We start from the raw sequence: 21,684 nt of genomic DNA on the forward strand, positions 1-21,684 counted from the left end.
TGGCCACCTTCAGTCCACCGCGACGGTCTGCAGGATCGCCCGCGCCAGCGCCGGCCCGGAGCTGGATTCGGCTTCGGCCACCAGGCGATGGCCGGCCACCGCCACGAACAGGGTCTGCACGTCTTCGGGCACCACATGCCCGCGGCCAAGCAGCAGCGCATGTGCCCTGGCGGCACGCAGCAGGGCCAGTCCCGCGCGCGGTGACAGGCCTACGCGCACGCCGGCATGGTGTCGGCTGCGGGTCAGCAGCGCCTGCACATAGTCGATCAGCGCGTCGCTGGCATGCACCTGGCCAACCGCTTCACGCAATGCACGCACCTGGGTGTCGTCCAGCTTTGGCACCGCGCGTGCGATCAGGTCGCGGCGATCACTGCCGCGCAGCAGCTCGCGCTCGGCCTGCGCGCTGGGGTAGCCCATCGCCAGCCGCAGCAGGAAACGATCCAGCTGCGAATCCGGCAACGGGAAGGTGCCGGACAGGTCGACCGGGTTCTGCGTGGCGATCACGAAGAACGGGTCGGGCAGTGGATGTGTCTGTCCATCCAGTGTGACCTGCTGCTCGGCCATCGCTTCCAGCAGCGCACTCTGTGTCCGCGGCGGTGCACGGTTGATCTCATCGGCCAGCAGCACGTGGGTGAACACCGGGCCGGGATGGAACTGGAACTGGCGGCTGCCGGCCTCGTACACCGAAACGCCAAGTACGTCCGCCGGCAACAGGTCGGAGGTGAACTGCACGCGCTGGAAGCTGAGACCGAGGCTGCTGGCCAATGCGTGCGCCAACGTGGTCTTGCCCAGCCCGGGCAGATCCTCGATGAGCAGGTGGCCGCCAGAAAGCAGGGCGACAAAGGCCAGCCTGACTTCCGGCACCTTGCCCAGCACCAGTGCGTTCACCTGATCCTGTGCCTCCCGCAGGGCCTGGCGCAGTTGATCGGTTAGCATGCTGGGATTGGGGGACGAGGCTGGCATGATCGTCTCAGGTCTGGAATCCATTCGATTATCCATAGAGCAATGCAAGGCGAACAGCGCGCGCGGGCGATTTTTCTCTGGTTGTGGACGCTGATCACAGCGGCCAAGCTGGTGGTGGCCGCGCGCCTGCCGCTGTTCGTCGATGAGGCGTTCTATTGGCAGGAAGGCCAGCACCTGGCCGCTGCCTATTCCGACCTGCCGGGGCTGACCGCCTGGCTTGCACGCCTGGGCGTGGAGATCGGTGGCCATCACGTACTCGCATTGCGCCTGCCGTTCCTGGCCATCGGCGCGCTGCTGCCGATGCTGGTGGTGCGCATCGCCACGCGCTGGTTTGGCAACGTGGCCGGGTGGCAGGCGGGCAGCCTGACCCTGCTGATGCCGTTGTCGGCCACGCTGGGCCTGCTGGCCGTGCCGGACGTACCGATGGCGCTGGCGGCGGTGATCTGCCTGCACGCCGGCGCGCGCCTGCTGCACAGCGTGGATGCGTCCTCGGCGATGAAGCTGGCGCTGGGCCTGCTGATCGGTGCGCTCAGCCACTACCGTTTCATTGGTGTCATCGGTGTCGGCTTCATTGCGCTGCTGGCGTTGCCGCAGGGCCGTCGCATGCTGGCCGATCCGCGCGTATGGGTGGCGCTGGCGGTGGGCGTGCTGGCCTGGCTGCCGTTGCTGGCGTGGAATGCCGACAACCACGATGCCGGCCTGAAGTTCCAGGTGGTCGAGCGCCACCCGTGGGCGTTCGAGTGGGAGGGGCTGTGGTTCCTGGTGATCCAGCCGATGCTGGTGACGCCGATCCTGTGCATCGCGATGTGGAAGGTCGCCCTGGCGGGTACCCGCAGTGGCGGTGGGGCGCGGGTGCAGTGGCGCTATTTCGGCCTGGTGGGCGGGGTGTCGACGCTGGGCATCTTCCTGCTGGGCTTCTTCACCGATGTCGAGCGGATCAGTTTCCACTGGCCCTTGCCAGGCTACCTGGCGTTGCTGGTGGCCGTGCCGGTGGTCCTCAACGGTTGGCCGCGCTGGTTGCGCCGTACCGGCTGGTGGCTGGCCGCTGCAGGTACCGTGCTGGCGTTCGGCTACTACCTGATGGCGTCCACGCCGGCACTGCGCGAGCAGATGGCCGGCAGCAAGTACTACCCGCGCAACTTTGCCGGCTGGCAGCCACTGGCCGTGGCGGTGCGTGACGAACTGCGGCAGATGCCACCGGGTACGCGTGTCCTGGCGGGCAACTTCAAGGTCGGTGCCGAACTGGGCTTCCAGCTGGGCAATGGCGATATCGAGGTGCTGCCACATCCGCTCAACGACAAGCATGGGCGCACCGCACAGCTGGCGCAGTGGGACCTGCTGCACGAAAGCCCGCGCAGTGTGCCGATGCTGCTGGTGCTTTCACCCAGTGACCAGCGCTACCGCGACCTGCTGGCGCGCTATCACACCATCTGCGAGCAGGTGGGGCCGCTGCCTGCGCCGCGGGTGGTCAGCAGCGATCATGGTTTCCAGCGGTTCCTGCTGTTCCGGCTGCCGGCCAAGCGTGCACAGGGGCCCTGCGTAACACCCGCGATGGCCTGGCTGGATGCGCCGTCCAACGGTGAGAAGGTCTCCGGAACGCTCGCCATCAAGGGCTGGGCATTCAAGGATGGGGTCGGGCTGGCGCGGGTTGAAGTGCTGGTTGATGGCCGCTCGATCGGTGACGCGCGTTACGGGCGCGTGTTCGACGTTCGCCCCGCCTGGCCGGACAGTACCGATCCGCAGCATCCGGCGGTGGGCTTCGACGCGTCGCTGGACACCACCACGCTGGCGCCGGGCCGGCACTGGCTCGGCCTGCGCCTGCACGGGCGCGATGGCAGCGTGGAGGCGTGGCAGGAGCAACCGTTCGAGGTTCGTTGAGGTCCTCTGGTCCTGTGGAGCGGAGCCGATGCTTGGCTGCTTCCGAATCAGATGGCAGGCAGCCTCGAAAAAGGCAGCCGGGCATGGGCTCGGCTCTACCGTTCAGGGCACCGCGAATCCGGCTCTGCGCAGCAGGCCGCACAGCGCGATCAGTGGCAGGCCGACCAGCGCGGTCGGGTCGCGGTTGTCGATCGCCTCAAACAGGCTGATGCCCAGGCCCTCGCACTTGAAGCTGCCGGCGCAGTCCAGGGGTTGCTCGGTGGCGACGTAGCGGGCGATCTCCCGCGAGTCCAGCGCGCGGAAGTGCACTTCGGTCAGATCCAGGGCGGCGAGGGATTCTCCATCCCGCCTGAGACTGATTGCCGTGTGAAAGCGTACCGTCTGCCCGGACATCGCCACCAGCTGCGCACAGGCCGCCTCGACCGTGCCCGGCTTGCCCAGCGGCTGGCCGTTCAGGTCGGCGACCTGGTCCGAGCCGATCACCCAGGCACCCGGATGGCGCGTGGCGACATCGGCCGCCTTGGCGGCGGCCAGGCGCGTGGCCAGGGCCAGCGGCCCCTCGCCGTTCAACGGCGTTTCATCCACCTCCGGGCGTGCGCAGTCGAAGGGCAGGCCCAGCCGTTGCAGCAGTTCGCGACGGTAGCGGGAGGTGGAGGCCAGGACCAGTGACATGCGAGAATACCGGGGCAGGGTGCGGCAGTCTGGCCCGCCGGCAACGCCAGCAGCAAGTCCTGTATGGCGGGCATTTGACAGCGGGCGGTGCGATCCTTAGTATTCAGCGGCTTATGTCCGCGAACGTGCCCGAAACGCTGGATGCCTGGCGGATGGTTGTAGCGCGAAGGCGCTTCGACGGTCAGGTCTCCCTGGCTGAATTGACCCGCCTGCAGGGGTTGGTCGCAGATACCGACGGCGAGTGTGTCTACTCGCTTGAATTCGGTCGCGACGACGTCTTGCGGGTATCCTATGTGGAACTGACCATCGACACCGCGTTGCCGCTGACCTGTCAGCGCAGCATGCAGCGATTCCTGTTGCCGGTGAAGGTGACCCAGAGGCTTGGTCTGATCCGCGACGAGGACGAGGAATCGTCCCTGCCGGAGGAATACGAGGCGTTGCTGGTGCCGGAAGACGGCCAGCTGCGTCCGCTGGACCTGGTCGAGGACGAGCTGGTGCTGGCGGTGCCTGTGGTGCCGCTGTCGCCCGACGGTGAAGCAGTCGACAAGGACTGGGCACCGAGCGAAGAAGAAACAAAGAAGGCCAACCCGTTTGCGGCGTTGGCGGCATTGAAGAAACAATAGCAGCCGGTTGTCGTCGGCGGCTGCGGCGAAAGCGAAAAGTGTGCTGGGCGCTGGCGTCCTGTGCGACGAAACGACGAAGCAAAACGAACCGAGTTTGGAGCAATCCCATGGCTGTCCAGAAATCCCGTGTTACCCCGTCCCGCCGCGGCCAGCGCCGTTCGCATGACGCCCTGAGCGCCAAGCAGCTGTCGACCGACCCGACCACCGGCGAAGTGCACCTGCGTCACCACATCACTGCTGACGGTTTCTACCGCGGCAAGAAGGTCATCCAGACCAAGACCTCGGCCGTCGAAGAAGATTGATGTGCCGGGAAGGCCGCTGCCTCCGGGCAGCGGCCTTTGCCTTCTTTCCCGGGCGTGCCGGTGATCGGCGGCCCGCGCAACAGGAAACATGATGAGCAAGCGGATCTATTCGAGGATCGCGGGCACCGGTAGCTATTTGCCGGAGAAAGTCCTGACCAACGCCGACCTGGAAAAAATGGTCGAAACCTCGGATGAGTGGATCCAGTCGCGCACCGGAATTCGTGAACGGCACATCGCGGCCGAAGGCGAGACCACCAGCGACCTTGGCTACAACGCCGCCCTGCGCGCGCTTGAAGCCGCAGGCATCGATGCCTCGCAGCTCGACATGATCGTGGTCGGCACGACCACGCCTGACCTTATTTTCCCGTCCACCGCGTGCCTGATCCAGGCCAAGCTCGGTGTGGCCGGGTGCCCCGCCTTCGACGTCAACGCAGCCTGTTCCGGATTCGTGTTCGCGCTGGGCGTGGCCGACAAATTCATCCGCTCCGGCGACTGCAAGCACGTGCTGGTGATCGGCACCGAAACGTTGACCCGCATGGTCGACTGGAACGATCGCACCACCTGCGTGCTGTTCGGTGATGGCGCCGGCGCCGTCGTGCTCAAGGCCGACGAAGAGACCGGCATCCTCAGCACCCACCTGCATGCCGATGGCAGCAAGAAGGAACTGCTGTGGAACCCGGTCGGCGTTTCGACCGGCTTCAAGGATGGCGCCAATGGTGGCGGCACCATCAACATGAAGGGCAACGACGTGTTCAAGTACGCCGTCAAGGCGCTGGACTCGGTCGTGGACGAGACCCTGGCCGCCAACGGCCTGGACAAGTCCGACCTGGATTGGCTGATCCCGCACCAGGCCAACCTGCGCATCATCGAAGCCACCGCCAAGCGCCTGGACATGTCGATGGACCAGGTCGTGGTGACCGTCGACAAGCACGGCAACACCTCGTCCGGTTCGGTGCCGCTGGCGCTGGACGCCGCCGTGCGTTCGGGCAGGGTCGAGCGCGGCCAGCTGCTGCTGCTGGAAGCCTTTGGTGGCGGCTTCACCTGGGGTTCGGCCCTGCTGCGCTATTGATAGTGCAAGTTACGACAATGTGAAGTCTTGTCGTTACGGCCCTTCGGGGCCGTAACGCGTTTAAGGAGGACCTGTCATGGTTGAGCCCATCGTCATCGAAGGGCAACGTGCCTGGCTGAAGCAGTACGGCAAGGGAAGCCGGGCGCTGGCCCTGGGCCTGCTCAATTTTGTTGCCCGTCGTTTCCATCTCGACGCCCTTCGTCCTCCTCCGCACCGTGGCGGCGACGCCGCGCGCGAAACCGAGGCCCGCCGCCTTGCAGAGCTGCAGGCCCAAGGCGTGAACGTGCCGAACGTGCTGGGCACCGGCCATGCCGCGCTGGTAATCGGCGACAACGGCAGCTCGTTCAATACCTGCCTGCGCGAAGCCGACGAAGCAGGTCGTGATCGGCTGGTGATGGCGGCGATGCAGGCCATTGCCCAAGCGCATGCGCGCGGCGCCTATTTTGGCCAGCCGCTGCCGCGCAATCTCACCTGGGATGGGCAGCAGGTCGGCTTCATCGATTTCGAGGAAGATCCGCTGGAAGTGATGGACCTGTCCGAAGCGCAGGCCCGCGACTGGCTGATGTTCGGCTATGGCGTGGCCAAGTACTACGCTGATCGCCCCGAACATCTGCAGGCGATGATGGCCGAGGCGATGGGCGAGGCCCAGGCGCCGGTGCGCGAGCACGTGCATGCGGTCAGTGGCCGCCTGCGCAGCCTGGCCAGGGTCTGCATGAAGCTGGGCCGCTCAGCGCGCGCGCTGGCCCATTCGATCTTCATCACCCACGGTGCCAGCACTGCTGGCGTGCTGATGCTGGTGGGCCTGTGCGTGGATTTCCTCGCCGACGGCGATCTGGACGTGCTGCAGCTGTTCTGCTGATCGTTGGCCGGGCTCAGATCCCATTTCCCGTGGAAAAGGGATCTGACCCTGTCATTGCTCCATACGCCTGCATACGCGCACGTACAGACGACACAGCGGATTCCCCCTTATCATGGCCCGCTTCGATTGCAACAAGCGGATGACCGCGTGACCGTATCCACCCTCGCTTTTGTCTTCCCCGGCCAGGGCTCGCAGTCTGTGGGCATGGTGGCCGAGCTGGCCGAACTGCACCCGCAGGTGCGTGAAGCCTTCACCGAGGCATCCGATGGTGCCGGCGTCGACCTGTGGGCGCTGTCCCAGGGCGGCCCGGAGGAAATGCTCAACCGTACCGAATACACGCAGCCGGCCCTGCTGGCCGCGAGTATCGGCGTGTGGCGTGCCTGGAACGCCGTGGGCGGTCCGCGCCCGTCGGTGCTGTCCGGCCACAGCCTGGGCGAGTACACCGCCCTGGTTGCCGCCGGCGCGCTGAGCCTGCATGACGGTGCGCACCTGGTGCGCCTGCGTGGCCAGCTGATGCAGGAAGCGGCGCCGGCCGGTGTCGGCGCCATGGCCGCCGTGCTCGGTGCCGAAGACCAGCTGGTGCTGGATGTCTGCGCCGAAGCCGCAGGCAGCCAGGTAGTGGTGCCGGCCAACTTCAATTCGCCGGGCCAGATCGTGATCGGTGGCGACGCCGATGCGGTCGACCGTGCGCTGGCATTGCTGGCCGAGAAGGGCGTGCGCAAGGCGGTCAAGCTGGCCGTCAGCGTGCCCTCGCACACCCCGTTGATGCGCGAAGCCGCCAACCGCCTGGCCGAAGTGATGGCCGGCCTGTCCTGGCAGGCGCCGCAGCTGCCGGTGGTGCAGAACGTCGATGCCCAGGTGCACGACGGCGTGGACGCCATCCGCACTGCGCTGGTCCAGCAGCTGTACCAGCCGGTGCAGTGGACCGGTTGCGTGCAGGCGTTGGCCGCCCGCGGCATCACCCAGATCGCCGAGTGCGGCCCAGGCAAGGTGCTGACCGGCCTGGTCAAGCGCATCGACAAGGCCATCGACGGCCGTCCGTTGGCCACGCCGGGCGACTTCGAAGCCGCCCGCGAGGCATGGTCGGCCTGACCTTCCCTGTTCCTGCCGACCGTACCGGTGGCCGCTGCAAGCGGCACGGTGCGGCGGCCGCTCCCGTCTGAGGAAAACATCATGAGCAAGCCCCTGCAGGGTGAAATCGCACTGGTCACCGGTGCCAGCCGTGGCATTGGCGCCGCCATCGCCGATCTGCTGGCCGCCCAGGGCGCCACCGTCATCGGCACCGCCACCACCGAATCCGGCGCCGCCGCGATCGGTGAGCGCCTGGCCGCCCACGGCGGTCACGGCCGCGCGCTGAACGTCACCGACGCCGCCGCGCTGGACAGCGTGCTCGATGGCATCGCCAAGGAATTCGGCCCGATCTCGATCCTGGTCAACAATGCCGGCATCACCCGCGACAACCTGCTGATGCGCATGAAGGACGAGGACTGGGCGTCGATCATCGACACCAACCTGACCAGCGTGTTCCGTACCAGCAAGGCGGTGATGCGCGGCATGATGAAGGCGCGCAAGGGCCGCATCATCAACATCGCATCGGTGGTGGGCGTGACCGGCAATGCCGGCCAGGCCAACTACGCGGCCGCCAAGGCCGGCATCATCGGCTTCAGCAAGTCGCTGGCCAAGGAAATCGGCTCGCGCGGCGTCACCGTCAATGTTGTCGCACCCGGCTTCATCGACACCGACATGACCAAGGCGTTGCCGGAAGAAGCGCGTACCGCGCTGATCAACGACATCGCCCTCGAACGCCTGGGTTCGCCGGAGGACATCGCCCATGCGGTGGCGTTCCTGGCCAGCCCGGCTGCCGGTTACATCACCGGCGAAACCCTCCATGTGAACGGCGGCATGTACATGCCGTAAGCAAGGGGCGCAGGGATTGCGCCGCAAGTGGTTGATCTGCGGAGGTTTTTGCTGCAATGCAAGGCCGCGCCGGTTTCCACTACACTATCCCACGGCCATCGCCCTTGATGGCGACCACTTTTGAACCACAACTCCATCTGGAGCGAGATCCCATGAGCACCATCGAAGAACGCGTCAAGAAAATCGTCGTCGAACAGCTTGGCGTCAAGGAAGATGAAGTCACCAACAGCGCATCGTTCGTCGATGACCTGGGCGCTGACTCGCTGGACACCGTCGAGCTGGTGATGGCCCTGGAAGAAGAATTCGAGTGCGAGATCCCGGACGAAGAAGCCGAGAAGATCAGCACCGTGCAGGCCGCCATCGACTACATCACGGCCCACGTCAAGGCCTGATGTCAGACGGCAGTGCGCGCGGGTCTCCGCTCGCCGCGCACCGCACCCCATGGGGCCGCAGTTGCGGCCCCGTGTGTTTGAGCATCACACCGAAGCAAACCGTGTTACCCGATTGAACCTTCGGGTCAGGAGAATCAGCAATGAAGCGTCGCGTCGTCGTAACCGGCCTGGGTATCGTCTCGCCGTTGGGCAATGATCTGGCCAGCAGCTGGGAAGGCATCACCCAGGGTCGTTCGGGCATCGGTCCGCTGACCAACATTTCTGATGCCTACCTGGACCGGTTCACCACCAAGATTGCAGGTGAGGTCAAGGGCTTTGACATCACCGCCGACAACGAACTGTTCGGCAAGTACCGGGTCAGCGGCAAGGATGCCAAGAAGATGGACCCGTTCATCCATTACGGCCTCGGTGCCTCGTTCATGGCCCTGCACGACTCGGGCCTGGAGATCACCGACGCCAATGCCGAGCGCATCGGCGCCATTGTCGGCGCCGGCATCGGCGGCCTGCTCGGTATCGAAGAGCAGACCATCGAGTTCCATGAGGGCAAGAAGATCTCGCCCTTCTACGTGCCCAAGACCATCATCAACATGCTGCCGGGCCAGCTGAGCATCATCGCCGGCCTGAAGGGGCCGTCGTTCTCGGCGGTGTCGGCGTGCGCGACCTCGAACCATTCGATCGGCACCGCGATGCGTATGATCCAGTACGGCGACGCCGACGTGATGGTGGTGGGTGGTGCCGAACGTGGCTCGTCGCCGACCGCCGTGGGGGGCTTCTGCGCGATGAAGGCGATGAGCACCCGCAACGACGCCCCGGAACAGGCCTCGCGCCCGTGGGACAAGGACCGTGACGGCTTCGTGCTGGGCGACGGCGCCGGCATCCTGATCCTGGAAGAGTACGAGCACGCCAAGGCCCGTGGCGCGAAGATCTACTGCGAACTGGCCGGCTTCGGCGCCAGCTCCGACGCGTACCACATGACTGCGCCGAGCGAGAACGGCGAAGGTGCCGCGCGCTGCATGGTCATGGCGATGAAGGACGCCGGCGTGACCCCCGAACAGGTGGGTTACCTCAACGCGCATGGCACGTCCACGCCGCTGGGTGACCTGGGCGAGACCATGGCGATGAAGACCGCTTTCGGCGACCACGCCTACAAGATGATGGTCAGCTCCACCAAGTCGATGACCGGCCACCTGCTGGGCGCGGCCGGCGGCGTGGAAGCGATCTTCTCGGTGATGGCGCTGCAGGACAACGTCATTCCGCCGACCATCAACCTGCAGCAGCCGGGCGAAGGCTGCGACCTGGACTACGTGCCCAACGAAGCACGCCAGGCCAAGGTTGACGTGGTGATGTCCAATGGCTTCGGCTTCGGCGGCACCAACGGCACGCTGATCTTCAAGCGCGTCTGACCGGGTTGTAGCGTCGGGCCATGCTCGACTGAACGTGCATTACGCACGAGGAGGCCGCCGCAAGGCGGCTTCCGTGCATCTGAATCCCTGAACTGGCCATCATGACCCACGCACCGCTGATCCACCCGCTGCCGCACCCGATCGATCTGCTGGCCCTGCAGCAGCACGACCCGGCACGCTTCCCGCTGCTGATGGAATCCACCGCCTCGGGCACCGCCCAGGGCCGCTGGAGCCTGCTGCTGGCCGCGCAGGGCGATTGCCTGCGGCTGGATGCCGATGGCCAGGTGCGCGACCTGCAGGGTGCCGTGCAGCCCGGCACGTTCCTGCAGGCGCTGGATCGCGCCTGGCAGCACGAACGCCTGCCGCACGACGGCAGCCACAGCCTGCCGTTCCGCGGCGGCTGGGCGTTGATGCTGGACTACGAAGTGGCCAGCCAGATCGAACCGGTGCTGCCGGCGCGCGCGCGCGAGGACGGCCGCTCGACCGCGCTGGCGCTGCGCTGCCCGGCCGCCGTGCTGCATGACCATCACAACGACGCCAGTTTCATCATCGCCGAAGCCGGTGAGCAGGCCCTGCTGGAGGCGCTGGTGACCTTGGCGTCGCAGGCGCTGCCGGAGGCCGGGCAGGGCTGGCAGCCGCCGCAGTCGGTGGGCGAGGATGCGCCGCAGCGCTTCACCGACGGCGTGCGCCGGGTGATCGACTACCTGCGTGCCGGCGATGTGTTCCAGGTGAACCTGTCGCGGCGCTGGAGCGCGCAGTTCGCTGCGCCGGTCAGCCCGCAGGCGCTGTACGCGCAGCTGCGCCGTGCCAACCCGGCACCGTTCGCCGGCTTGTTCAGCGCGCACGGCCGCCACGTGGTCAGCTCCTCGCCGGAGCGGCTGGTGTCGGTGCATGCCGGCCACGCGCAGACGCGTCCGATTGCCGGCACGCGTCCGCGCTTCGAGGGCGACGATGATGCCGCGCGCATCCAGGAGCTGGTCGGCCACCCGAAGGAGCGTGCCGAGCACGTGATGCTGATCGACCTGGAGCGCAACGACCTGGGCCGTATCTGTCTGCCCGGCACCGTGGTTGTCGATGAGCTGATGACCGTGGAGAGCTACGCGCATGTGCACCACATCGTCAGCAACGTCAGCGGCCACCTGCGCCCGGAGGTCACGCCCGGCGAGGTGATCGCCGCAACGTTCCCGGGCGGCACCATCACCGGCTGCCCCAAGGTGCGCTGCATGCAGATCATCAGCGAGCTGGAGCAGGTGCCGCGCGGTGCCTACACCGGCGCGTTCGGCTGGCTGAACCGCGATGGCGACCTGGACCTGAACATCCTGATCCGTACCGCCGAAGTGGATGGCCACGAGGTGAGCTTCCGCACCGGTGCCGGCATCGTGGTTGATTCGGACCCGGACAAGGAACTGGACGAGACCCGCGCGAAGGCCCGCGGCCTGCTGCGCGCGCTCGGCCAGCAGGGGTAGTGCCGGGCGCTGGCCGGCAACCTCATTCGTCCACGATCCGCGCGATTGCCGGCCAGCGGCCGGCACTACAGGGTGCCTGCGCCACCCCGGTCATGACCCCAATCCACCGGCACGGTATCCTGCACGACGGAATCGAGTTCAGAGGTAGTCCATGGCGGGAGCCAAGCGCGGGTGTCTGTTCGTGGTAACGCTGGTGGTGGTGCTGGCCGCCGTCGTGGCCGGCGCGGGCGCGTGGTTCTTCTACCAGCAGACCCGCTTCGCCGATGCCCCGATCACCCCGGCCGCCGAGAGCGTGGTCATCGCCAGCGGCGATGGCATGAACAGCGTGCTGCGCAAGCTGCGCGAAGCCGGCGTGGACGAGGGCCAGGACACCCAGTGGCAGCTGCTGGCGCGCCAGCTCGATGCCGCCGGCAAGCTGAAGGTGGGCGAGTACGCGCTGAGTGATGACCTGACCCCGCGCGAACTGCTGCTGCGCATGCGCGCCGGCAAGGTGCTGCAGCACCGCGTCACGATTGTCGAGGGCTGGAACATCCGCCAGCTGCGTGCCGCACTCAAGCGCGCCGAACCGCTGCTGCACACCACCGACACGCTTGATGACGCCGCGTTGATGCAGCGCCTCGGCTTCGGTGGCCAGCATCCGGAAGGCCGCTTCCTGCCGGAGACCTACGTCTACCAGCGCGGCGACAGCGATCTGGACGTGCTCAAGCGCGCCCACGCCGCAATGGCAAAGGCGCTGGACGAGGCCTGGGAAAGCCGCGCGCCGGACCTGCCGATCAACACGCCCTACGAACTGCTGACGCTGGCCTCGATCATCGAAAAGGAAACCGCGCTGGCCAGCGAGCGCCCGCAGATTGCCGGGGTGTTCATGCGCCGCCTGAAGATCGGCATGCGCCTGCAGACCGACCCGACCGTGATCTACGGCCTCGGTGCTGCGTATGACGGCAACATCCGCCGTCGCGACCTGACCACCGACACCCCTTACAACACCTACACCCGTGCCGGCCTGACCCCGACCCCGATCGCCATGCCCAGCCGTGACGCGCTGATGGCGGCCGCACAGCCGGCGCCGGGCGACGCGCTGTACTTCGTCGCCGTGGGCGATGGCAGCGGCGCGCACGTGTTCTCGCCCAGCCTGGACCAGCACAACGCCGCCGTGGCGCGCTACCTGCAGCAGCTGCGCCAGCAACGTACCCAGGAGACCCCGGCGCAATGAGTCCCGCGCTGCTTCGCCACCCGCGTTTCGTCAGCCTGGAAGGCGGCGAGGGCGCGGGCAAGACCACCGCCATCAATGCCATCCGTGAGTGCCTGCGCGGCCACGGCCACGAGGTGGTGCTGACCCGTGAACCCGGCGGCACGCCACTGGCCGAGCGCATCCGCGGCCTGGTGCTGAAACCCGATGCCGAGATCGCCGCCGAACCGCTCAGCGCCGAAGCCGAGCTGCTGCTGGTATTCGCCGCGCGCGCGCAGCACGTGCGCCAGGTGATCCAGCCAGCACTGCAGCGCGGCGCCTATGTGCTGAGCGATCGTTTCACCGATTCCAGCTATGCCTACCAGGGCGGTGGCCGTGGCCTGGATCCGCAGTGGATTGCCGATCTGGAGCGTCGCGCGGTCGGCCTGTTGCCGGGGCTGACCCTGCTGCTGGACGTGGACGTGGCCATAGGCCGCGCGCGCGCCAACGGCCGTGACCTGTGGCCGGACCGCATCGAGAGCGAGCAGGACGATTTCTTCCAGCGCGTGCGCGAAGTGTTCCGCAGCCGCGCACAGCAGGACCCGCAGCGCTTTGCGTTGATCGACGCCGGCCAGGTGCAGGAACGCGTGGCCGCCGACGTGGTCGCGCGTGTCGAGCGCTGGCTGCAGGGCGGGGAGGGCGCATGAGTACCTTTTCACCGTGGCAGCAGCGCGCGTTCGAGCAGACGGTGGCCGCGCTCGACGCCGGTCGCCTCGGTCATGGCCTGCTGATCTGCGGTCCGGCCGGGCTGGGCAAGCATGAGGTGGCGCTGGCGTTGGCCGACCACGTGCTGGCGCAGGGCGATGCAGCCCACGCCACGCGCACGCGCCAGCTGATCGCAGCGGGTACACACCCGGACCTGCAGCTGGTCAGCTTCATTCCGAACAAGAGCGGCGACAAGCTGCGCACCGAGATCGTGATCGAGCAGGTGCGCGAGATCACCGACAAGCTGGCGCTGACCCCACAGTACGGCGTGGCGCAGGTGGTGATCGTCGACCCGGCCGATGCGATCAACCGCTCGGCGGCCAACGCACTGCTGAAGACGCTGGAAGAGCCGCAGCCCGGCCGCTACCTGTGGCTGATCAGCAGCGACCCGGCACGCTTGCCGCAGACCATCCGCAGCCGCTGCCAGCGCCTGGAATTCAAGTTGCCGCCGCCGCACGAAGCACTGGCCTGGCTGCAGCAGCAGGGCCATAGCGAGGCATCGGCGCGCGAAGCGCTGGACGCCGCCCGCGGCCATCCCGGCCAGGCCGACAACTGGCTGCGCGAAGACGGCCTGAGCCTGCGCCGCGAAGTCGGTCGAGATCTGGAACAGCTGGTCACCGGCAAGACCGGCGCGGTGGAGCTGGCGCAGAAGTGGTGCGGTGACGACAACGCGGCGCTGCGCCTGCGCTTTGCCGCCGACCTGGCACTGGCCCAGGTCAGCACCGATGCCTTGACCACGCCGGAGCGATTGCACAAGCTTGCAGCCTGGTTCGATGCGGCCAACCGCACCCGCGACCTGCTGCGCACCACGGTGCGTGCAGACCTTGCGGTGGTCGAGTTGCTGCTGGCCTGGAACAAGGTGAACGAGCGGCCTGCCGCAAGGGGAAATCGATGAGTGCCAGCAACGCCCGCCAGGGCATCCTGTCCCTGGCCGTGAAGGACAAAGCCGCGCTGTACAGCGCGTACATGCCGTTCGTGAAGAATGGCGGCATCTTCGTGCCCACGCCCAAGCGCTACTTCCTGGGCGACGAGGTGTTCCTGCTGCTGACCCTGCCCGATTCCAGCGAGCGCCTGCCGGTGGCCGGCAAGGTGATCTGGGTGACCCCGGCAGGCGCGCAGGGCAACCGCACCGCCGGCATCGGCGTGCAGCTGGCCGATGGTGCCGAAGGCGAGGGCGTGCGCCACAAGATCGAGACCCTGCTGGCCGGGCTTACCGGCTCGGACAAGCCGACCCATACGATGTGATTCCGGTAGCGCCGGGCCATGCTCGGCGGAACCACCGAAACACGCGTACCCCGCTGTTCTGTAGAGCCGAGCCATGCTCGGCTGCACATCCCGAGACACCCGTGAACACGAATGTGAAAAAGTGTTGACGGCCTCTGAAAAGCCCCTATAATGAGCGGCTCAGCAACACACCGGGCGGTTAGCTCAGCGGTAGAGCATTGCCTTCACACGGCAAGGGTCACAGGTTCGATCCCTGTACCGCCCACCATGTTGCAGAACGAAAGAAGCCTCCAGAAATGGGGGCTTTTTTGTTACCAGCGATCCAGCAGGATCAGCTGGAAGCACACGCCCTTTCAGCCGTGCCGCTCCAGCAGCTCGCGCGCGATCATCGCCGTGGCATCCAGCAGGTCATGGCCGCTACCCGCCTGCACCACCACCGCCAATAGGCTACGGCCCACCTCGGCATTGCCGCTGGTCAGTTCCATCTCGCCCTCAAAGCACAGATCGGCCAACCATTCATGGGCCTGCTGCAGCCCGCGCTTGCGGACGCGGCGGAACTCCGCGAGCAGCTTCGCCTGGCCGGCCTCCTGCTCACCGTCGGCCAGCAGGCCGATGGCACCGCCGTGCGCCGCGCGCCAGAGGGCCGGTAGCGGGCGACCGTTCGCGTCCACCACGTCCGGCGAGAACTGCGCGCAGTACATTTCGTAGCGCTTGCCCGCTGTGCTGCGGGGCACGATGCCGGCTTCGGCCAGCAGGCGTTCGGCTTCATCCAGTGTGCTGAACTTCAAGCGCAGCAGTGCAGGGCGGCTCAGCTGTTGTGCCAGCGCGTGCTGGTTGGCGGCGAACCAGACGTTCCAGCCCACGGTTGCGCGGCCTTCCAGTGCGGCCTTGAAGTATTCCAGGTGTTCGGCGTCCATTGCGGTCTCCTGCGCTCACTGCGCGATTGTAGCGGGAGCGTATCCGGGCCGGTCAGGCGTCGCCGCCGGAGAGGCAATGATGTGCCTCGCGCACCAGTTGTCGGGCGGCCACGATCAGTCCGTCGATATGGAAGGCGCCCAACTGTTCGTCCGGGCCACCTTCGTTGCGCGCATGGTCGGCGGCCTGCAGCAGGTCGAGCAATGCGCCGAGCCCAGACAGTGAGCGGCGCAATGAAGCGTGATTGCTGGCGCCGAGGGTGAGGCTGATGCACGGCTGTCCGTCATCACCGTCGGCCTGGTTGATCGCATTGAGTCGGGCGAAGAACGTGGCCGACTGCGTCGGCAGGTTCTGTTCGTTCAGGGCGCACTCGATCTCGCGTGCGAGGTCCCCGGGCACGTCGGCTGCGACGTCGCCGATAAGCGCGTGCAGGCGGGGATGGACGGCGGTGCGGTTGGTCATGGTGAAACCCTCACTGGCGCAAAGCCACCTTCCCGAGTGAAGGTGGCGGACGGTGCGGGTTGGCGTACCAAGGCAAACGAACTCCCATCGAGAAGAAGGCCTGGCGGATCTGTCGATCCCCACGCACCGGCCGCCATTGAAGGCAATCGGTGCATTCTCTCTGCTGCGACGTAAACCGCAGCGATGGGTGTTCATTCGTTTATTCGAGACGCCAATCCCGGCCAAGGCGTCTTGCCTCGGCGCGGGGATCTTCAAGCCGGGCAATCACATCGGTCTGTAAGGAAAATTCTCAACTGTCCCTAGGCAGGCCAGACGTTCTCCGATGTGTGTCGTTCGACACGCGCGAGTAGTGCGGCCCATCACTGATGGCGCGCATCGCCGCCCCTACCGACCGTGCACAAGACGACTCCAGAGCGGCGCCGCCATGGCAATCGCGTCACCCCGCGCGGCGGAGGCGGGAACATGCCACGCATGGAGCCAGAGGGTTCCATCCCTGCGCTGTCCCGCGGCCCCGGGCAGGCGTAGTCTCAGCCTGTCGTCGTACCCATCCACTCTGGAGTGCCACCATGCCGCTTGCCCGCATCGATCTCCGCAAAGGTAAATCCGCCGACTACCTGCAACGCGTCGGCGAAACCATCTACCAGGCCATGCGCGCGGTGGGCGTTCCGGAAAACGACCGCTTCCAGATCTTCCAGGAACACGCGCCCGGCACGCTGATCTACGACCCCGGCTACTTGGGCGTGGATCGCACCGACGACTTCATCTGCATCCAGATCACCTGGAACGAAGGGCGCACGCTCGAGCAGAAAAAGGCGTTGTACGCCGGCATCGCCGATGGACTGTATGCGGCGGTGGGCATCCGCCGCGAGGATGTGTTCATCAATCTGGTGGAAGTGAAGAAGGAGAACTGGTCGTTCGGGAACGGTCAGGCGCAGTACGTGAGTTGATGCGGGAACGGTGTCAGCGCCTGATGCGGCTGGGTCAGGCCATGCGCGGCGACGCCTGCTGTTGTGCCTGTTGCTCGTCCTGCGCCAGCCGACTTGCGTCGCGGGATTGCTGCTGCACATTGGCCTGCTGATACAGCGTATCCGCGTCGCCCTGCTGCGTATCGAGCAGGGACAGGCGCTGGCGATTGGCGGCTGGGTCCGGCGAGGCGGTGTCGCCGCTGCGATGCAGGAATACGTAGCCGGGTGCCTCGGCGGTGCTGTTTGAACTGAATGCCACCTGCAGCGTGTCCTTTTCGCTGAAGCCGGCCTGCACCGCCGCGTGGGTCAGATGGCCGGCCAGTCGTTCGTGCTCCTGTCCGGGGGGCAGTCCCTGCTGTTCGCTGGCCTGGGCGAGTGCGGTACGCACTTTCTGGTCCAAGGCATGAAGGCTGTGCCCCGGTGCGCGCGCGTCCGCAGCCAGACGCTCGTCCAAGGGGCCATCAATGCCATCGGTTTCGCTGAGCAGACGCTGCTTCAAGCTGCGCTCGGGCAGGGGATGAGTGGTGGTGCGGTTGAGTTCGCTGTTGGGGAAAGGCGGCTCAATGCTGTCCACGCCATGGATGTTGCGCAGCGGACGATAGCCGTCCTTGCCCTGTGACTGGACGCCCAGCGGAATGCGGACGTCTGGCAGCAATTGGCCAACAGGGCCGCCGATGCTGTTCACGTCCAGGCTGTGCTTGCGCTGGATGCCGGCATGATTCAATGCGCCCCAGGCGAAGTCCACACAGTTGTGGCGCACGTCGGCATAGTGCTTGCTGAAGCCGTGCGCCACTGGATCGTCGCCGAACGCCTTGAGCTTGTTGTACTGGGCTTCGGTGATTTCCAGAGAGCGCGTGTAATGCGGGTTCTTGTAGGTCTTTGCATCGCTGTCCACGATGTCGCCCGGTCCGTTCATGCTGCCGTGCTCGATCGGTGCAAAGCCGTAGCTCGCCGGATCTTTTCCCGGTGCTCGCAGGACGTAGAACATGTGTCCCGGCCCGGATGTCTGCGGGGAACCATCCGGATTACGCAGCGGCTGCTGCGTTACCGGGTCGAGAAGCGGTGTTCCCGGCGCCGCAATGACGATATCGACGATGTAGCGTGGCTTGTCCATGTGCGTGTGATCCTCCTGGAAGGTGTACGAAGGCGCCGCGCTACTTGGCGAGCGGACGCGATTCGTGAATCAGTATCCTGGCGCTTGCGCCACGAAGCGGTGCGATGTCTTCAACCGTGCTGATCTGGACCCGATAGCGGCTACGCGCCTGCAACGGCAGCAACGCGACATGGAGTCGATAGGCCCCGTCGCTGCCTCGTTGGGTCTGAGCGTAGTTCAGTCCCGCATCGCGGTGCCAGTCTGGCAGTGGCTGGCCAGATTGCGACTGTGCGATCTGGTAGGCGTCGGGGCTTGCCAGCGACTGCCACGTGCCGCCGGACCATTGCTGAAGTCCAACGCGTAAAGGAATGTGCAGGTCGCGCGGAGAAGCAGCATCTGGCGACGGGGAGACGTGCTGCAGATCCAGCTCCACCGCATATGTACGGTAGCTGGCAAAATTGCGCGCCGTGGTTTCGAACTCGAACTGCACCTGCTGGCCAGGCGCGTCCACGGCGATGGGTTGTGAGAGTTCCAGCGGCTCTGGCGGTGGGGGCGGCCCGTTGTCGGCGCAGGCGGCAAGCAGCGCGGTCAGGCCGAGCAGGCAGATGCGCTGCCGGTGCTTGATGCGGGTGGTCATGCGGATTCCTCTGGCTCCTTGCCGTGGCCAATTGAACCCTAACGTTGGCGAGGCAGAGCCCGCAAGCGCAGAGACCGCGGTGCGGTCCATTCACATGTCGCCGCGCGAGGCGAGCCCCTGCGTCACCGTGTCGCAGGGGGCAAACCCTGAACGCGGTCCAAGGTTGACCGTGGCCCCGTAGAATGGCGGCGTGCGTCATTCTGTCCTCCACCGCCGGTTCCAGGCCCTGGCTTGGCTTGCCATGCTGCTGGTGCTGCTCGCCCCGCTGGTGAGCCGCTGGCTGGCGCATGGTCACGTGGCTGCCGCGGCACCGGTGGCAGCCATGGACCACGCAATGCACGCAGAGCATGCGCAGCACGCGATGGAAGGCCATCACGACCATCACGCGATGGCGATGTCGCACGGCGAGACCGCAAAGAAGCCGCCCGCCGATCCGCATGCCGATCATGAGATGGGCGTGGACTGCGATTACTGCCTGATCGCTGCACGGCTGATCGCCCTGCTGGTGGCGGCCGTGCTGCTGTTGGCGCCGATGTCACCGGTGTGCCGCGCGTTGCGCGGTGCCGTGCAGGCGTTGCCGCAACGGATCAGCGGCACATTGGGCGCGCGTGGGCCGCCGGCACTGATGGCTGCCTGAGCCGCACGCGCGCTGCATTGAACGTTCTTCCATGAGGTTGCCGGCCACGGCCGGTGCCCGCACGCGCGTGTTTGTCCCTTTCTGATTGCTGCCCTGCCATTGCGGGGTGGCCTTGCATGCCGTGAACAAATGAAAACGAACCCCAACTCCGCGCGCCTGCGCCGGGCGACGCTGCCTGTCGCTTGCGCGCTGCTGCTGCACTCCGCTTCTGCCCTTGCTGCCGACGTGGCACCCCCGACCACGCTGGATGCCGTACGCGTGATCGATACCCGCAGAGGCGAGCTGTCCTCCACCGCCAGCGCCGGCTCTGCATTGGGCCTGAGCGTGCTGCAGACACCTGCCAGCCTGACGGTGATTTCGCGCGAACAACTGGAGCAGCGCGGCGACAGCAACCTCAACGATGCGATCAGCCGGGCGGGTGCGATCAGTGCCATGCCGCACCCGGGCAACGGCTTGAGCGCGCTTTCCAGCCGTGGCTTCACCGACGGTGCTTCGGTGATGCGGCTGTACGACGGGCTGCGCCAGTACGGCGGCGTGGGCATCACCTTCCCGTTCGATACCTGGTCGATCGAGCGCATCGAAGTGCTGCGCGGACCGGCCTCGGTGATCCATGGCGATGGTGCGATCGGCGGGGTGATCAACATCGTGCCGAAGAAGCCCTCGCGCGGTGCCATCGAGAACGAGATCAGCGTGACCGTGGGCAGCGAGGACACCGCGCGGCTGGGCTTCGGCAGTGGTGGCGCGCTGGCGTCCGGGCTGGCCTGCCGGCTGGATGTGAGTGGCAACTACAGCGGTGGCTGGGTCGACCGTGGCCGCAACAACGATGCGACGTTCTCCGGTGCGTTGCTGTGGCAGGCTCGCCCGGACCTGCAGCTGACGCTCACCCATGCGCAGGGCTACCAGCAACCGATGCGCTACTTCGGCACGCCGCTGGTCGAGGGCCGCCAGCTGGAGGCGCTGCGCCACCGCAACTACAACGTGGACGACAGCGAAATCCGCTTCCGCGACCGCTGGACGCAGCTCGATGCGCAGTGGACGCCGAACGCGAACGTTGACTGGCGCACGCGCCTCTACCAGATCGACAGCCAGCGCGATTGGCGCAACGCCGAGGCCTATGTCTACAACCCGCGAACCGGGTTGGTCGACCGCTCGGGTAACACCCAGATCACCCACAACCAGGACCAGACGGGGCTGACCTCGACGCTGCGCGCGCAGGGCAATGTGGGCGCTTGGGCGAACAGCTTCGCGGTGGGCCTGGACGCCAACCGCGCGCACTTCAAGCACACCAATAACACCTATGCCGGCAGCTCGGGCCCGGTCGATCCGTTCGATCCTGTCCCGGGGCAGTTCGCCAGCGATGCGCCGAACCTGCCGCGCTATCGCAACCGTGCCGAGCAGTACGCGCTGTTCGTGGAAGACCGGTTGGCGCTGAGCGAGCGCTGGTCGGTGCTGGCTGGCCTGCGCCACGATCGCGCGCGCATCGATCGCACCGATCTGATCAGTGGCCAGAACGCGTTCTCGAAAACCTACAGCAGCACCGGCTGGCGCGCCGGCACGGTATTTGCGCTGCAGCCGACGCTGAGCCTGTATGCGCAGTACTCGCAGGCGGCAGATCCGGTCAGCGGGCTGCTGATGATCAGCCCGGCCAATGGAGCGTTCGATCTGGCCAAGGGGCGGCAGATCGAGGTGGGCCTGAAGCAGGCCTTCGACGGTGGCGAGTGGACGCTGGCGGCGTACCGCATCCGCAAGACCGGGCTGCTCAGCCGTGATCCGCTGGTGCCGGATCGCCGGGTGCAGGTGGGCGCGCAGACGTCACGCGGCATCGAGGCATCGTTGAACTGGGCGTTCGCGCCGCGGTGGTCGCTCGATGCCAATGCGACGGTGCTGAAGGCCGAGTTCGAGGAATTCCTGGAAACCACGGGTTCGCCGCCGATGCTGGTCTCGCGTGATGGCAACGTGCCGCCGAACGTAGCCGAGCGCCTGGCCAGTGCGTGGCTCAGCTGGCAATTCGCACCGGACTGGAGTGCGGCGGGTGGCGTGCGCTACGTCGGCAAGCGCTACGCCGATAACGCCAACACGCTGGAGCTGCCCGGCTACAGTACCACCGACCTGGCGTTGACCTGGCAGGCGGCACCGCGCACGCGGCTGTCCGCCCGGCTGTTCAACGTGTTCGACAAGGCGTACTACGCCACCGCGTACTACACCAGCACCCAGTGGCTGCTGGGGGCGGACCGGCGCGTCGAATTCACCGTCGACCATCGCTTCTGAGGGCGC

Annotated in this window: 23 protein-coding genes and 1 tRNA gene; 18 read left to right on the top strand and 6 right to left on the bottom strand. The window is 66.6% G+C overall.

What is annotated here, in order from left to right; translation table 11 throughout:
- Positions 1-9: 9 nt before the first annotated feature.
- Positions 10-963 carry an AAA family ATPase gene (locus tag WDC87_RS03335; RefSeq protein WP_049417066.1) on the bottom strand — a complete coding sequence of 318 codons (954 nt, stop codon included), beginning with the start codon at positions 961-963 and terminating at the stop codon, positions 10-12.
- Positions 964-1,005: 42 nt separating this feature from the next.
- On the opposite strand from WDC87_RS03335, the gene WDC87_RS03340 reads away from it, so the two are divergent.
- A complete protein-coding gene (locus WDC87_RS03340; RefSeq protein WP_088497813.1) occupies positions 1,006-2,841 on the top strand; it encodes a glycosyltransferase family 39 protein in 1,836 nt (611 codons plus the stop codon).
- Between the two features lie 102 nt (positions 2,842-2,943).
- On the opposite strand, the gene WDC87_RS03345 is transcribed toward WDC87_RS03340, so the two are convergent.
- Complete coding sequence (locus WDC87_RS03345) at positions 2,944-3,513, bottom strand: Maf family nucleotide pyrophosphatase (protein WP_088497812.1); 570 nt, start codon at positions 3,511-3,513, stop codon at positions 2,944-2,946.
- A 113-nt stretch (positions 3,514-3,626) separates the two neighbouring features.
- Between WDC87_RS03345 and WDC87_RS03350 the strand changes: the two genes are divergently transcribed.
- From WDC87_RS03350 to WDC87_RS03415, 14 genes are all read left to right on the top strand, one after another.
- On the top strand, positions 3,627-4,136 hold the full coding sequence (locus WDC87_RS03350) for a YceD family protein (RefSeq protein ID WP_049404889.1): 510 nt from the start codon (positions 3,627-3,629) through the stop codon (positions 4,134-4,136).
- A 107-nt stretch (positions 4,137-4,243) separates the two neighbouring features.
- Entirely contained in the window at positions 4,244-4,438 is a 195-nt protein-coding gene (rpmF, locus tag WDC87_RS03355) for a 50S ribosomal protein L32 (protein ID WP_005408308.1), read from the top strand.
- A 91-nt stretch (positions 4,439-4,529) separates the two neighbouring features.
- Positions 4,530-5,507 (top strand): beta-ketoacyl-ACP synthase III, encoded by a 978-nt coding sequence (locus WDC87_RS03360; protein ID WP_005415505.1) that lies wholly within the window; start codon positions 4,530-4,532, stop codon positions 5,505-5,507.
- A 76-nt stretch (positions 5,508-5,583) separates the two neighbouring features.
- Positions 5,584-6,366: a serine/threonine protein phosphatase gene (locus tag WDC87_RS03365; RefSeq protein ID WP_072168233.1), complete on the top strand. Its 783-nt coding sequence runs from the start codon at positions 5,584-5,586 to the stop codon at positions 6,364-6,366.
- A 147-nt stretch (positions 6,367-6,513) separates the two neighbouring features.
- The gene (fabD, locus tag WDC87_RS03370; protein WP_005415507.1) at positions 6,514-7,458 is read left to right on the top strand and encodes an ACP S-malonyltransferase; all 945 of its coding nucleotides are present in this window, start codon (positions 6,514-6,516) and stop codon (positions 7,456-7,458) included.
- 81 nt (positions 7,459-7,539) lie between these two features.
- The gene (fabG, locus tag WDC87_RS03375; RefSeq protein ID WP_005408312.1) at positions 7,540-8,283 is read left to right on the top strand and encodes a 3-oxoacyl-ACP reductase FabG; all 744 of its coding nucleotides are present in this window, start codon (positions 7,540-7,542) and stop codon (positions 8,281-8,283) included.
- Between the two features lie 152 nt (positions 8,284-8,435).
- Positions 8,436-8,675 carry an acyl carrier protein gene (gene acpP / locus WDC87_RS03380; RefSeq protein ID WP_061480516.1) on the top strand — a complete coding sequence of 80 codons (240 nt, stop codon included), beginning with the start codon at positions 8,436-8,438 and terminating at the stop codon, positions 8,673-8,675.
- Positions 8,676-8,815: 140 nt separating this feature from the next.
- Positions 8,816-10,078: a beta-ketoacyl-ACP synthase II gene (gene fabF / locus WDC87_RS03385; protein WP_252744369.1), complete on the top strand. Its 1,263-nt coding sequence runs from the start codon at positions 8,816-8,818 to the stop codon at positions 10,076-10,078.
- A gap of 101 nt (positions 10,079-10,179) precedes the next feature.
- Positions 10,180-11,544: an aminodeoxychorismate synthase component I gene (locus tag WDC87_RS03390; protein ID WP_072168231.1), complete on the top strand. Its 1,365-nt coding sequence runs from the start codon at positions 10,180-10,182 to the stop codon at positions 11,542-11,544.
- 151 nt (positions 11,545-11,695) lie between these two features.
- Positions 11,696-12,757: an endolytic transglycosylase MltG gene (gene mltG / locus WDC87_RS03395; protein ID WP_252744370.1), complete on the top strand. Its 1,062-nt coding sequence runs from the start codon at positions 11,696-11,698 to the stop codon at positions 12,755-12,757.
- A complete protein-coding gene (gene tmk / locus WDC87_RS03400; RefSeq protein ID WP_072168229.1) occupies positions 12,754-13,419 on the top strand; it encodes a dTMP kinase in 666 nt (221 codons plus the stop codon). Before mltG ends, tmk begins: the two co-directional genes overlap by 4 nt.
- A complete protein-coding gene (locus WDC87_RS03405; protein ID WP_252744371.1) occupies positions 13,416-14,372 on the top strand; it encodes a DNA polymerase III subunit delta' in 957 nt (318 codons plus the stop codon). Before tmk ends, WDC87_RS03405 begins: the two co-directional genes overlap by 4 nt.
- Entirely contained in the window at positions 14,369-14,722 is a 354-nt protein-coding gene (locus tag WDC87_RS03410; protein ID WP_005412452.1) for a PilZ domain-containing protein, read from the top strand. Before WDC87_RS03405 ends, WDC87_RS03410 begins: the two co-directional genes overlap by 4 nt.
- Before the next feature lie 172 nt (positions 14,723-14,894).
- A tRNA-Val gene (locus tag WDC87_RS03415) sits at positions 14,895-14,969 on the top strand.
- An 85-nt stretch (positions 14,970-15,054) separates the two neighbouring features.
- Here the strand turns inward: WDC87_RS03415 and WDC87_RS03420 are convergent.
- Together WDC87_RS03420 and WDC87_RS03425 are read right to left on the bottom strand one after the other, a co-directional pair.
- A complete protein-coding gene (locus WDC87_RS03420; protein WP_005415515.1) occupies positions 15,055-15,618 on the bottom strand; it encodes a hypothetical protein in 564 nt (187 codons plus the stop codon).
- Between the two features lie 52 nt (positions 15,619-15,670).
- Positions 15,671-16,078 carry a hypothetical protein gene (locus tag WDC87_RS03425; RefSeq protein WP_072168227.1) on the bottom strand — a complete coding sequence of 136 codons (408 nt, stop codon included), beginning with the start codon at positions 16,076-16,078 and terminating at the stop codon, positions 15,671-15,673.
- A gap of 566 nt (positions 16,079-16,644) precedes the next feature.
- On the opposite strand from WDC87_RS03425, the gene WDC87_RS03430 reads away from it, so the two are divergent.
- Entirely contained in the window at positions 16,645-17,025 is a 381-nt protein-coding gene (locus WDC87_RS03430; RefSeq protein ID WP_088497806.1) for a tautomerase family protein, read from the top strand.
- Between the two features lie 34 nt (positions 17,026-17,059).
- Here WDC87_RS03430 and WDC87_RS03435 read toward each other — a convergent pair whose 3' ends face one another.
- Together WDC87_RS03435 and WDC87_RS03440 are read right to left on the bottom strand one after the other, a co-directional pair.
- Positions 17,060-18,157, bottom strand: a complete 1,098-nt coding sequence (locus WDC87_RS03435; protein ID WP_252744372.1) for an XVIPCD domain-containing protein — start codon at positions 18,155-18,157, stop codon at positions 17,060-17,062.
- 40 nt (positions 18,158-18,197) lie between these two features.
- Positions 18,198-18,773, bottom strand: a complete 576-nt coding sequence (locus tag WDC87_RS03440; RefSeq protein WP_252744373.1) for a hypothetical protein — start codon at positions 18,771-18,773, stop codon at positions 18,198-18,200.
- Positions 18,774-19,014: 241 nt separating this feature from the next.
- Here WDC87_RS03440 and WDC87_RS03445 point away from each other — a divergent pair, with 241 nt between their 5' ends.
- Positions 19,015-19,410, top strand: coding sequence for a DUF2946 family protein (locus tag WDC87_RS03445; RefSeq protein WP_252744379.1), 396 nt, complete (start codon positions 19,015-19,017; stop codon positions 19,408-19,410).
- A gap of 129 nt (positions 19,411-19,539) precedes the next feature.
- The gene (locus WDC87_RS03450; protein WP_252744374.1) at positions 19,540-21,678 is read left to right on the top strand and encodes a TonB-dependent receptor; all 2,139 of its coding nucleotides are present in this window, start codon (positions 19,540-19,542) and stop codon (positions 21,676-21,678) included.
- Positions 21,679-21,684: the final 6 nt, after the last annotated feature.

Origin of the sequence: Stenotrophomonas maltophilia group sp. Smal12 (genome assembly GCF_037079935.1) — a bacterium.
Classification (GTDB): Bacteria; Pseudomonadota; Gammaproteobacteria; order Xanthomonadales; family Xanthomonadaceae; genus Stenotrophomonas; species Stenotrophomonas sepilia.